The sequence below is a fragment of the Pseudomonas batumici genome (genome assembly GCF_036585405.1).
Classification (GTDB): Bacteria; Pseudomonadota; Gammaproteobacteria; order Pseudomonadales; family Pseudomonadaceae; genus Aquipseudomonas; species Aquipseudomonas batumici.
This window is the reverse complement of record NZ_CP144470.1, coordinates 2,306,189-2,318,662: the sequence shown is the minus strand read 5'-3', so window position 1 is coordinate 2,318,662 and position 12,474 is coordinate 2,306,189. Positions and strand designations below refer to the sequence as shown.

10 protein-coding genes are annotated in these 12,474 nt (G+C 63.4%); 5 read left to right on the top strand and 5 right to left on the bottom strand.

Annotation, left to right across the window (positions count from 1 at the left end):
- Positions 1–258: 258 nt before the first annotated feature.
- A complete protein-coding gene (locus NUH87_RS10395; RefSeq protein ID WP_040070500.1) occupies positions 259–714 on the bottom strand; it encodes a DUF721 domain-containing protein in 456 nt (151 codons plus the stop codon).
- 308 nt (positions 715–1,022) lie between these two features.
- On the opposite strand from NUH87_RS10395, the gene secA reads away from it, so the two are divergent.
- The 3 genes from secA (at position 1,023) to NUH87_RS10380 (ending at position 6,214) form a co-directional block, all read left to right on the top strand.
- Positions 1,023–3,758: a preprotein translocase subunit SecA gene (gene secA, locus NUH87_RS10390; protein WP_338525864.1), complete on the top strand. Its 2,736-nt coding sequence runs from the start codon at positions 1,023–1,025 to the stop codon at positions 3,756–3,758.
- A gap of 255 nt (positions 3,759–4,013) precedes the next feature.
- Complete coding sequence (gene argJ / locus NUH87_RS10385; protein WP_338525863.1) at positions 4,014–5,231, top strand: bifunctional glutamate N-acetyltransferase/amino-acid acetyltransferase ArgJ; 1,218 nt, start codon at positions 4,014–4,016, stop codon at positions 5,229–5,231.
- 41 nt (positions 5,232–5,272) lie between these two features.
- Positions 5,273–6,214, top strand: a complete 942-nt coding sequence (locus tag NUH87_RS10380; protein ID WP_338525862.1) for a Nudix family hydrolase — start codon at positions 5,273–5,275, stop codon at positions 6,212–6,214.
- Positions 6,215–6,223: 9 nt separating this feature from the next.
- On the opposite strand, the gene NUH87_RS10375 is transcribed toward NUH87_RS10380, so the two are convergent.
- The 4 genes from NUH87_RS10375 to NUH87_RS10360 all read right to left on the bottom strand — a co-directional run bounded on the left by NUH87_RS10375 (position 6,224) and on the right by NUH87_RS10360 (position 10,855).
- The gene (locus tag NUH87_RS10375; protein ID WP_338525861.1) at positions 6,224–6,808 is read right to left on the bottom strand and encodes a cob(I)yrinic acid a,c-diamide adenosyltransferase; all 585 of its coding nucleotides are present in this window, start codon (positions 6,806–6,808) and stop codon (positions 6,224–6,226) included.
- A 2-nt stretch (positions 6,809–6,810) separates the two neighbouring features.
- Positions 6,811–8,847: a sensor histidine kinase gene (locus NUH87_RS10370; RefSeq protein ID WP_338525860.1), complete on the bottom strand. Its 2,037-nt coding sequence runs from the start codon at positions 8,845–8,847 to the stop codon at positions 6,811–6,813.
- A 137-nt stretch (positions 8,848–8,984) separates the two neighbouring features.
- Positions 8,985–9,902, bottom strand: coding sequence for a putative 2-dehydropantoate 2-reductase (locus NUH87_RS10365; RefSeq protein WP_338525859.1), 918 nt, complete (start codon positions 9,900–9,902; stop codon positions 8,985–8,987).
- Entirely contained in the window at positions 9,902–10,855 is a 954-nt protein-coding gene (locus tag NUH87_RS10360; protein WP_338525858.1) for a diguanylate cyclase domain-containing protein, read from the bottom strand. Before NUH87_RS10360 ends, NUH87_RS10365 begins: the two co-directional genes overlap by 1 nt.
- Before the next feature lie 118 nt (positions 10,856–10,973).
- On the opposite strand from NUH87_RS10360, the gene NUH87_RS10355 reads away from it, so the two are divergent.
- The gene (locus NUH87_RS10355) at positions 10,974–11,459 is read left to right on the top strand and encodes a YajQ family cyclic di-GMP-binding protein (protein WP_040070490.1); all 486 of its coding nucleotides are present in this window, start codon (positions 10,974–10,976) and stop codon (positions 11,457–11,459) included.
- Positions 11,460–11,581: 122 nt separating this feature from the next.
- Positions 11,582–12,424, top strand: coding sequence for a mechanosensitive ion channel family protein (locus NUH87_RS10350; RefSeq protein WP_040070488.1), 843 nt, complete (start codon positions 11,582–11,584; stop codon positions 12,422–12,424).
- The last annotated feature ends 50 nt before the right edge of the window (positions 12,425–12,474 follow it).

Genomic DNA, 12,474 nt, shown 5'->3' with positions numbered 1-12,474 from the left:
TCGAGGTCCGCTAAGGTTTTTGCTGTCCAGGCAGGCGATGAAGGAGGGCGCGCGCCGGACAAGGTTGAACGCAAGCTGATACTTCCTCTACTCCTTAGGGGCTCTTCTCAGGGGAGAGCCGGATTGTTGTTTTGATTGTGTTCTGTGTTGCGCTCTTGCTATCGACCGTGCAGGCGCAAAGATTAGCGCAGGGCTGCGCTGCGGCGCCGAGTGGTCATGGCTCCTGCAGGTGGCGTGGCGTCAGGGGGGAGGGGCGGCTCAGGCCTTGGGCCTGGCGTGGCTGGCCAGGCGCTCCAGGGCGGCGCGCAGGTTCGGATCGCTGATGCCATCGGCGGTGTCCTGGATGGTTTGCGCCGCACTGACGGACAGATCCATGGTGTGGCCCGCCGCTCCCTGCGGGACGGTCGGTGGCTGCACCTTGAACAGGATGCGGGTCAGGCCGCTGAAGACGTCGAACGCCTGCAATTGCCGTTGCAGGCGTTTTTGCTGGTAGCGCAGGCGGGTGGCCCAGTGCCCGTCGGTGACGATCAGCAGCAGGCTGCCTTCGCGCCACGAGGCCACATGGCAGTGTTCGCGGGCGGCGGGTTGCAGTTGGCTTTCCAGCAGTCGCTGCAAATGCGCAAGGCGCTGGGCATGGCCAAAAATCGCTTTCAGCGGCTTGGCTTCGCGAAGCAGGACAGCGGGTGCCCGGGCCGTGAGAGGGCGAAATGCCATGATTCAGACACCTGAAGAAACAGAGTCGCCATGGTAGCAGAAGCGCCTGCGGCATCGGCGGCCATTGATGTGAATCGTCTTTGGCCCTAAAGTCCGCGGCTAACGTCTGCTCCCGATGGCTTGAAGTTCGGGAAAAAGACCTTACTTTAGAGTGGCCCCGTCAAAGCGCTGTGCCAGTATCGTGGATCAACGCCACTTTCCTCACCGTCGTTTCCGGGTAGAATACTCGTTCGCATGCGGCCATGAGGGCTGCTCGGGCGACTCACCGGGGCCGCCCTCCATCCCTATGTGTGGAAGAACCTGCCGATATGTTTGCGCCTTTGTTAAAGAAACTTTTTGGAAGCAAGAATGAGCGTGAAGTCAAACGCATGCTCAAGACGGTACAGATCGTCAATGCCTTCGAAGAGCAAATGGTGGCCCTTTCGGACGAGCAGTTGCGTGCCAAGACCGAAGAGTTCAAGGCCCGCATAGCCCAAGGTGAGACCCTCGACACACTCCTGCCCGAAGCCTTCGCGGTGGCCCGTGAGGCCGGCAAGCGGATCATGGGCATGCGCCACTTCGACGTGCAGTTGATCGGCGGCATGACCTTGCACGAAGGCAAGATCGCGGAAATGCGCACCGGTGAAGGTAAAACCCTGGTGGCAACCCTGGGCGTCTACCTCAACGCGCTGTCCGGCAAGGGCGTGCACGTGGTGACGGTGAACGACTACCTGGCCCGCCGCGACGCCAACTGGATGCGTCCGCTCTATGAATTCCTCGGCCTGACGGTCGGCGTGGTCACGCCGTTCCAGCCGCCGGAAGAGAAGCGTGCCGCCTACGCCGCCGACATCACCTACGGCACCAACAACGAATTCGGGTTCGACTACCTGCGCGACAACATGGCGTTCAGCATGGAAGAGAAGTTCCAGCGCGAGCTGAACTTCGCCGTGATCGACGAAGTCGACTCCATCCTGATCGACGAAGCCCGTACTCCGCTGATCATCTCCGGCCAGGCCGAAGACAGTTCGCGCCTGTACACCGAGATCAACAAGCTGATCCCGCGCCTCAAGCAGCACATCGAGGAAGTGGAAGGCGTGGTGACCAAGGAAGGCCATTTCACCATCGACGAGAAGAGCCGTCAGGTGGAGTTGAACGAAGCCGGTCACCAGTTCATCGAAGAGATGCTGACCCAGGTCGGCCTGCTGGCCGAGGGCGAGAGCCTCTATTCGTCGCATAACCTGGGCCTGCTGACCCACGTTTATGCCGGCCTGCGCGCCCACAAGCTGTTCAACCGCAACGTCGAATACATCGTGCAGGAAGGCCAGGTGGTCCTGGTGGACGAACACACCGGCCGTACCATGCCGGGTCGTCGTCTGTCCGAGGGCCTGCACCAGGCCATCGAGGCCAAGGAAAACCTCAATATCCAGGCCGAAAGCCAGACCCTGGCGTCGACCACCTTCCAGAACTATTTCCGCCTGTACACCAAGCTGTCCGGCATGACCGGTACCGCCGACACCGAAGCCTTCGAGTTCCACCAGATCTACGGCCTGCAGGTCGTGGTCATCCCGACGAACAAGCCGTTGGCGCGCAAGGACTACAACGACCTGGTGTTCCTCACCGCCGACGAGAAGTACGCGGCGATCATCACCGACATCAAGGACTCCCTGGCCCAGGGTCGTCCGGTGCTGGTGGGTACGGCGACCATCGAGACCTCCGAGCACATGTCCAGCCTGCTCAACCGGGAAGGCATCGAGCACAAGGTCCTGAACGCCAAGTTCCACGAGAAGGAAGCGGAAATCATTGCCCAGGCCGGTCGCCCTGGCGCCCTGACCATCGCCACCAACATGGCCGGTCGCGGTACCGACATCCTCCTGGGCGGTAACTGGGAAGTCGAAGTGGCGGCCCTGGAAAACCCGACCCCCGAGCAGATCGCCCAGATCAAGGCCGACTGGCAGAAACGTCACCAGCAGGTGCTCGAATCGGGCGGCCTGCAGGTCATCGCCTCCGAGCGTCACGAATCGCGTCGTATCGACAACCAGTTGCGCGGTCGTGCCGGTCGCCAGGGTGACGCCGGTTCCAGCCGTTTCTACCTGTCCCTGGAAGACAGCCTGATGCGCATCTTCGCCTCGGACCGGGTGAAGAACTTCATGAAGGCCCTGGGCATGCAGCCTGGCGAGGCGATCGAGCACCGCATGGTGACCAACGCCATCGAAAAGGCCCAGCGCAAGGTCGAAGGCCGCAACTTCGATATCCGCAAGCAATTGCTCGAGTTCGACGACGTCAACAACGAACAGCGTAAAGTGATCTATCACATGCGTAACACGTTGCTGGCCGCCGACAATATCGGCGAAACCATCGCCGACTTCCGCCAGGACGTGCTCAGCGCCACTGTCAGTGCCCATATTCCTCCACAATCGCTGCCCGAGCAGTGGGACGTGGCGGGCCTGGAATCGGCCCTGCAGAACGATTTCGGCGTGAAGCTGCCGATCCAGCAGTGGCTCGACGAAGACGATCACCTGTACGAAGAAACCCTGCGCGAGAAGCTGCTCAACGAGCTGCTGGCGGTGTACAACGAGAAAGAAGAGCAGGCCAGCGCCGAAGCGCTGCGTACCTTCGAGAAGCAGATCGTGCTGCGTGTGCTGGACGACCTGTGGAAAGAGCACCTGTCGACCATGGATCACCTGCGTCACGGTATCCACCTGCGCGGTTATGCGCAGAAGAACCCGAAGCAGGAGTACAAGCGCGAGTCGTTCACCCTGTTCTCCGAACTGCTGGACTCCATCAAGCGCGACTCTATCCGCGTGCTGTCCCACGTCCAGGTGCGTCGCGAAGACCCGGCCGAGGAAGAGGCGCGCCTGCGTCAGGAAGCCGAGGCCCTGGCCCAGCGCATGCAGTTCCAGCACGCTGAAGTGCCGGGTCTGGAAGAGCCGGAACTCCTGGGTGAAGAAGTCGACGTCGCCCTGGCCGCCGCGCCGGTCCGCAACGAGCAGAAGCTGGGCCGCAACGAACTGTGCTACTGCGGTTCGGGCAAGAAGTACAAACACTGTCACGGTCAGATCAGCTAAATAAACGTGGGTCTGTACGAGAGTTCGCCGAGCGGTGATCAGGCAAGGCAAAAACAGGCGAGGAAGCGGAGTGTAGGGGACCTACATGAGTATTCCGAGCCTGTTTTTAACGCAGCATGATCGCCGCGCAGGCAACTATCGTACAGAGCCTGAAATATTCGCGCCGCGACCGGCACCGCCGTCGCGGCGTTTTTCCATTTGCAACACTGCCCGTTGTGACGGCAGTGCAGACATTACATTGAAAGGAGCGCATTCATGGCTGTTGGTCTTGGTCCTTTGCCCACATTGCACCCGGTTGCCGGTTTTGAACTCGGTATCGCCTCGGCCGGTATCAAGCGCCCCGGGCGCAAGGACGTGGTGGTGATGCGCTGTGCCGAAGGCTCCACGGTGGTGGGGGTGTTCACCCTCAACGCGTTTTGCGCCGCTCCCGTGATTCTGGCCAAGCAGCGTGTCCAGGGCACCGTGCGTTATCTGTTGACCAACACCGGCAATGCCAACGCCGGTACCGGCGAGCCAGGCCTGGCCGCCGCGGCGCGGACCTGCGCCAAGCTGGCCGAATTGGCCGGTGTCGACGAAAGCGCGGTGCTGCCGTACTCCACCGGGGTGATCGGCGAGCCGTTGCCGGTGGAAAAAATCGAAGGGGCGTTGCAGGCGGCCCTGGATGACCTGTCCGTGGACAACTGGGCCGCGGCCGCTACCGGCATCATGACCACCGACACCCTGCCCAAGGGCGCCAGCCGCCAGTTCCAGCATGACGGCGTGACTATCACCGTTACCGGGATCAGCAAGGGCGCGGGGATGATCCGGCCGAACATGGCGACCATGCTCGGCTACATCGCCACCGACGCCAAGGTTTCCCGCGAGGTGCTGCACAACCTGATGCTGGACGGCGCCAACAAGTCGTTCAACCGCATCACCATTGACGGCGACACCTCGACCAACGACTGCTGCATGCTGATCGCCACCGGCCAGGCGGCGCTCCCGGAAATCACCGAGGCCCGCGGTGCGTTGTTCGAGGCGCTGAAAAAGGCCGTGTTCGAAGTGTGCATGGAGGTGGCCCAGGCCATCGTCCGCGACGGCGAAGGCGCGACCAAGTTCGTCACCGTCGAAGTCAACGGCGGCGCCAATCACCAGGAGTGCCTGGATGTCGGTTACACCGTGGCGCATTCGCCGCTGATCAAGACCGCGCTGTTCGCCTCCGACCCGAACTGGGGCCGTATCCTCGCGGCTGTCGGCCGTGCCGGCGTGCCGGAGCTGGATGTGAGCAAGATCGACGTGTTCCTCGGCGAAGTGTGCATTGCCAGCCGGGGTGCCCGTGCCGCGACCTACACCGAGGCGCAGGGTTCGGCGGTCATGGCCCGGGAAGAGATCGGTATTCGTATCGATCTGGGTCGCGGCGAGTGCAGCGAAACCATCTGGACCACCGACCTGTCCCACGAGTACGTGAAGATCAACGCGGAATACCGTACCTGAACCCCAGCCCTGAACTACAGCTCCCTGCAGGAGGTTTCAACGTGAAGCGCATCCATGTGGCGGCCGCGGTTATCCGTGGCGTCGACGGTCGCATCCTGATTGCCCGCCGCGCGGACAGCCAGCATCAGGGCGGTCTCTGGGAATTTCCCGGCGGCAAGGTCGAGGACGGCGAAGCCGTCCAGGTGGCCCTGGCCCGCGAGCTTCAGGAGGAGCTGGGTATCACGGTCAGCGCCGCGCGACCCTTGATCAAGGTGCGGCACGATTACCCGGACAAGCAGGTCTTGCTGGATGTCTGGGAGGTTTCGGCCTTTACCGGCGAACCCCATGGTGCCGAGGGGCAGCCGTTGGCCTGGGTGGGTGTGCGGGAGCTGGCGGACTACGAGTTTCCGGCGGCCAACCAGCCGATTGTCGCGGCGGCCCGTTTGCCGGCCGAGTACCTGATCACGCCGGACGGCCTGGAGCCCCCACAGTTGCTCAAGGGCATCCAGAAGGCGATTGCCGGCGGGATCAAGCTGATCCAGCTGCGGGCGCCGAACGGCTATGACCCGCAATACCGCGATCTGGCGGTGGATGCGGTGGGGCTCTGTGCGGGCAAGGCGCAACTGATGCTCAAGGGGCCTTTCGAGTGGCTGGGGGATTTCCCATCGGCGGGCTGGCACCTGACGTCCGCGCAGTTGCGCAAGTACGCCAGTGCCGGGCGTCCGTTGCCGGCGGATCGCTGGTTGGGCGCTTCCTGCCATGACGCTGAAGAGTTGGCGTTGGCCGAACAGATGGGGGTGGATTTCGTCACGCTGTCGCCGGTCCAGCCGACGCAGACGCACCCCGAGGCGCAGCCGCTGGGCTGGGAGCGGGCAGGGCAGTTGATCACCGGGTTCAACAAACCGGTGTATCTGCTGGGTGGTGTCGGGCCGAACGAGTTGCAGCGCGCCTGGGAAACCGGCGCGCAGGGCGTGGCCGGTATTCGGGCGTTCTGGCCGCAATAACGGCGATTATCAGTGGGAGACCGGCTTCTTGGCCGCCTCCCACAATATCTCGGCAATCTTCTCGCGTCGCGCTATCAAGCGCGCCGCCACGAACAGCAGGTCCGACAGCCGGTTGATGTAGGCCAGCCCAACACCCCCCAAGGGTTCGACCGCATTCAACTGCTGGCAACGCCGCTCGGCGCTGCGTGCCTGGCTGCGGCAGACATGGGCCTGGGCAATCAGCATCGAACCGCCGGGCAGGATGAAGTTTTCCAGTGGCCCCAACTCCTCGTTCCAGCGATCGATGGCGGTTTCCAGGCGCTGGACCTCGGCGGCGTCGAGGGCCTGGTAGGTCGGCATCGCCAGTTCGCCCCCCAGGTCGAACAACCGATGCTGAACCGGCGCCAGCACTTCGATCAGTTCACTGAGTTCCGGATGGATCACCACCAGCTCCGCCAGCCCGGCCAGCAGCAGCCCCAACTGGCTGTTGAGCATGTCGACCTCGCCGATGGCTTCGATCCGCGGATGGTCCTTCGGTACCCGACGGCCATCCCCCAGTCCGGTTTCCCCGGCGTCGCCGGTGCGTGTGTAAATCTTTGACAGACGAAAACCCATGCTCAAGACTCCGCTTTGCTCGGTTCGGGAAGCGCCGCCTGGCTGCCGGCCAACGGCAGACGCAGGGTCACGCAGGTGCCTGCGCCCGGCGCCGATTGCACTTCCATCTGGCCTTTGTGGTTGTTGGTGATGATGAAGTAGGACACCGACAGGCCCAGGCCCGTGCCCTGGCCGATTTCCTTGGTGGTGAAGAAGGGTTCGAAGGTCCGTTTGCGGATGTGCTCCGGCATGCCGACCCCGTTGTCCTCGACCTGGATCTCGGCCCAGGGCGGATTCAGGCGGGTGCGCAGGATAATGCGCCCGGGTTCGCGCTCGTCCTCACGCTGGTGAATGGCCTGGGCGGCGTTTTTCAGCAGGTTCAGCAACACCTGTTCCAACTCGTTGGCGGTGCCGGGAACCGGGCCCAGTTGCGGGTCGAACTGGCGGAGGATCGCCTGGCCCTTGAAGTCGAAACCGATGGTCAGGTCGAAGTCGTTGCCGGCGATCTCCACCGCCTGGTCGATCAGTGCCGGCAGGTCGCAGGGGGCCATCTCGCGGTTGCTGCGCCGGCTGAAGCTGAGCATGTGGGTGACGATCTTCGCCGCCCGCGCGCCGGCCTGCTGGATGCCGTCGAGCAGTTGCGGCACTTCGCGGCTTTGCAGGTACAGGTTGACGGTGTCCAGGTCGATGCCGGCCTGTTGGGCGTACTCCTGGTTCTTCGGCAGCTCCGACGACAGGCGTCGGCGGATGTTCTGCACGTTGTGCAGGATGGCCCCCAGGGGGTTGTTGATTTCGTGGGCCATGCCCGCCGCCAGACCACCCACCGACAGCATTTTTTCCGATTGCACCATCATTTCTTCCAGCGACAGGCGCTGGGAGATGTCGTCGATGCGGATCACCACGCCGCGTCCGGCGCCGCCCATCAGCGGGTAGAAGGTCAGGGCATAGTGGCGGGCTTCGTCGTCCTTGATCCAGGTCACCCGCTCGATCTTCGCCACGCTGTGCTGCTCGACGGTTTCCTTGAGCTGCGGCAGGAACGGCTTGAGCGGTTCGAAGGCGAGGAAGATCGGCTGGTTCAGCGCTTCGTCCAACCGGGTGCCGGACAGGGCGCTGGCTTCCTGGTTCCACTGGGTGACATAGAGCTGCTCGTCCAGGGCGATCAGGGCCGAGGGCATGGAGTCGATGATGCTGTTGAGGTAGTTCTGGAAACCCGTGAGCTTTTTCTCGATCTTGCTGCGCACCTGGACTTCGAGTTCCAGCTTGCGGTTGGTGTGGCGGGTTTCCTCGGCCAGACCCTGGGCCTGGTCGTAGGCGGCCTGGGCGTCGTCGCGGGCGCGCTTGAGCTGCTGCTCGCGGGCCTCGATCCGCGACAGCATGGTGTTGAAGGCTTCCGCCAGGCTGCCGATTTCGTCGTGGTTGCCACGTGGGGCACGCAGCGCGTAGTTCTCTTCACGGGTGACCTGGCGCGACAGTTCTTCGAGCTCGTGGATCGGCCGGGTGATCAGGCGCTTGATCTGGCGGGCGATGACCAGCCACAGCAGGATACTGAAGATCAGGATGCCGAGACTGGCGGTCAAGGTGCCGGTGTAGAACGCCACCGGCAGTTCGCTGCTGGCCACCAGCAACAGGTGTCCAGGCTCCGAGCCTGGGCGCGGCATCTCGATCACCTGGTTGCTGCGAAACTCCGTCAGGCGCCAGGCTTCGATGTGACGAAAGCGTTCCGGCAGTTTCAGGTGATCGCCATGTTGCAGCTGCGCCATGCGATCGCCCGGGCCGTCATAGATGGCGGCGGCGCGTAGTGGCGAGTAGCTGTCGAGCTCCTTGAGCAGGGCTTCGGCGGCTTGCGGGGAGTCGAGGGCCTGGCTGACCAGGCTCGGGTTCGCCACCAGCCGGCCGATGGTCTGCAAGGCCTGCGGCGCCATGCTTTCCTGGGAAATCCAATAGGCGGCGCTGATGAACGTCAGGTTGGCGACCAGCAGCACGGTGGTCAGCAGCACCAACAGGGCCGCGAGGAGTTTCTGGCCGACCGGCAGGTTTTCAAGGCGCTGGCGCAGAGGCATCGGTTGTCCTGTTTCGAGAGACGGGGAGAGGCGGGTGGGGTTCGATCGCCCAGCCATCCTTGAGTGTATCAAACCGTCGGTTTGGCCCGGGTCTTTTGCGCGGCACGGCTCATGTTGACGCGCTCATGTTTACCGGCTTAGGTGCTGGGCAGGCCTTTGGCCGTCAGGTGGGCCACCAGTCGGTTGTACAGGCGGCTCAGGTGCGGCAGGTTGAGGTGATGCCGTGCGGCGGCCGCGCAGGCATAGCCCAGCAGGTAGCCGATTTCGGTACGCCGTCCCTGGGCGACGTCCTGGTACATGGAGGAGTAGTTCGCCGCCGTGGCCTGGATCACCCGTTCCACTTCGCTGGACAGGTCCAGCGCGGCGGCCGGCTGGCCGCAGCATTCGAGCAGTTCGGCCAGTTCGGCGCAGAGCGTGGCGACTTCGCAATGATGTTCCAGCAAGCCACCGTTGCGGCAATCGTAGAGCACCGTCAGCGGGTTGATGGCGCAGTTGAGCGCCAGCTTGCGCCAGAGCCGGGTGAGGATCTGGGTGTTCCATTCATGGGGGATGCCGGCGAGGGCCAGGTCATCGAGCCAATAAGGCGGCTGGGGATGGGCGACGTCCCCCAGCCAGGTGAAACCGTGGCCGGCGAACACCACGCGCCAATCACCGTCGCGAAAGGCGCCTTCGGTGCTGGAGGCGAACAGGCAGCGCGCGTGCGGCACTCGCGCCGCGACCGCGTCCTGGCTGCCGAGGCCGTTTTGTAGCAGCAGCAGATCGGCGCCGGGGGTGAGTCGTGAGGCGAGGCGGGTGACCGCGGCTTCGGCGTCGTAGGCCTTGCATGCCACCAGCAGACGCTCGATGGGGGTGTCGGCGTCGAGGGGCTCGGCGGCAATTGCAAAGCGTTGTTCCTGGCCCTGTTCGACCAGGGTCAAGCCGCCCGCCGCTTCGTACGCCGCCAGCCGCGCGGCGTCGCGCAGGATCAGCTTGACCGGCAGGCCGGCCCTGGCCAACCGGGTGGCCCACAGGCTGCCCAGGCTGCCGGCGCCCAGTACATGCCAGTGGGTGCTCATCAGCTGCGGGCCGGCAGGCGTTTGGCGCTGACCACGCCGCCGGCATAGGATTCGAGCAGCAGTCCCTCGGCTTCGTCCATCAGGGTCTGCGGGTCCAGGGGGAAGCACTTGCTGTCCAGGCCGACCAGGCTGATGCCGGCCTTGAGCTCGATGGAGCCGGCGTTGGTCATGAAGGTCTTGAGGTTCAGGCCGTCGTGCAGGCGCTTGAAGCTGCTGGGGGCGCATTCCTGAAGGTCGGGCGGCAGGGTCATCAGGACGAAATGCCGCTCGTCCAGGCGGGCCAGCACATCCAACGGCCGCACCAGTTGTTGCAGGCGACGGGCGATGGCTTGCAGCAGCTCGTCGTAGAGGTCGTTGCCATACTGGCGTTGCAGCGACTCGGCCTCTTCGATACCGATCAGCAGGTAGCAGATGGCACCGCCGCGGGCCTGGACCTGGCGCAGGCTGTCGGTGAGCTTCTGGCGCAGATAGCGGGCATTGCCCAGGCCGGTCAGGGAGTCCACCAGGTTACGCTGTTCGAGGCTGGCGATGTTCTGGCGCAGCAGGCGGTTTTCCTGGCGCAGGCGCTGCAAGGTGTTGCACAGGCGGTCGGCGGCGAGTACCCGGGTCTGCAGATGGCGGTCGACATCGGCCGGGGCGAGCAGGTCGTCGATGTCGTTGTCCGAGGTCTCGTCCAGCAACAGCGCGGGCGATTGGTCGCTGATGAGGAGCACGTAGGTGTAGTGATTGTTCATCTCGTCCCTTTGTCGGACCTTGGCGGCCAGCGCCAGGCCTGCGCTTCCTGCGCAGATCAGCAGGCCGGCGGCCCGCTGGTCGAGTTGCTCCAGTGCCAGGACGCTGTCATTGGCCTGGCGGATATCCTGATAACCCATGCGCTGGAGGCTGCTGCCCAACGTACTGCTGGCCAACTTCTCATCGCTCACCAGCAAAATGCTCAGATCCGGGTTCGGCATGGGTGGCTCACAAGTGAATGAGTGGGAAGAACCGCTATAATGCCCCCGGATTTTAACCGTCAAACCAGGCGCGCTCCATCGGTATTGAGCCGCGCCGACTTTATTTTGGAGAAATACGATGCCGTCGTTCGACGTGGTATCCGAACTGGACAAGCACGAAGTCACCAACGCCGTCGAGAACGCCGTCAAGGAGCTGGACCGTCGTTATGACCTCAAGGGCAAGGGTTCCTTCGAGTTCAAGGACAAGGAGCAGACCGTGATCCTGACCGCCGAGGCCGAGTTCCAGCTCGAAGCCATGCTGGAGATCCTGCGCATGGCCCTGGTCAAGCGCAAGATCGACGTCAAGTGCCTTGAAATCAAGGACGCCTATGCGTCCGGCAAGGTCATGAAGCAGGAAGCGACCTTCAAGGAAGGGATCGACAAGGACACGGCGAAGAAAATCGTCGCCCATATCAAGGACGCCAAGCTCAAGGTCCAGGCCGCCATCCAGGGCGAGCAGGTTCGGGTCACTGGCAAGAAGCGCGACGACCTGCAGGAGGCGATTGCCAACCTGCGGGCCAAGGAGTTCGACGTGCCGCTGCAATTCAACAATTTCCGCGACTGATCTAGTCTGTCAGGGAACCTCTGGGAGTTATCGGCGTCGGAGGGCCCAACCACGGTGAAACGATGGAGTGCGCAGTGCGGCCGTCGTTTCGCCGGGTCATCGCAAGGTAACCGGAGAGAACAATGGATTTGAACGCGCAAGTGGATCACTGGGTCAAGGTTTCAGAGGCCTGGATCCCGATGATCATGCAATACGGCAGCCGTCTGCTGCTGGCCATCGTCACCTTGTGTATCGGCTGGTGGCTGATCAACGGCCTGACCCACCGTGTGGGCAGGTTGCTGGCATTGCGCAATGCCGACCTGGCGTTGCAGGGGTTTATCAGCAGCCTGGCGAACATCGGCCTCAAGGTGATGTTGATCGTCAGCGTGGCGTCGATGATCGGCGTGGAGACCACCTCCTTCGTCGCGGCCATCGGTGCGGCGGGCCTGGCCATCGGCCTGGCGTTGCAGGGCAGCCTGGCGAATTTTGCCGGTGGGGTGTTGATCCTGCTGTTCCGGCCGTTTCGTATCGGTGACTGGATCGAAGCCCAGGGCATCAGCGGGACGGTGGACAGTATCCAGATTTTCCACACCATCCTGCGCACCGGGGACAACAAGACCGTGGTGGTGCCCAATGGCAACCTGTCCAATGGGATCATTACCAACTACAACCGTCAGTTGACTCGGCGGGTGGTGTTCGACGTCGGCGTGGATTTCCAGGCGAATCTGCAGGAGGCCCGCGAGGTGCTGCTGGAGATGGCGAAGGACCGGCGGGTGCTGGCCGATCCGGCGCCAGTGGTCGTGGTGGCTACGCTGGGGGCTCACTCGATCACGGTGTCCCTGCGGGTGTGGGTCAATACGCCCGATTACTGGGACGTGCTGTTCATGTTCAATGAGCAGGCGCGGGACCGCCTGAAAGCGGCGGGGATCGATATTCCGTTTCCGCAGCAGGTGGTGCGGATGGTGCAGGAAGAGTCGGTTAAGTGATCGAGGGATTGATGCCTGGCCGGTGGGCTGGGCATCAAGGTCGTGGCTGA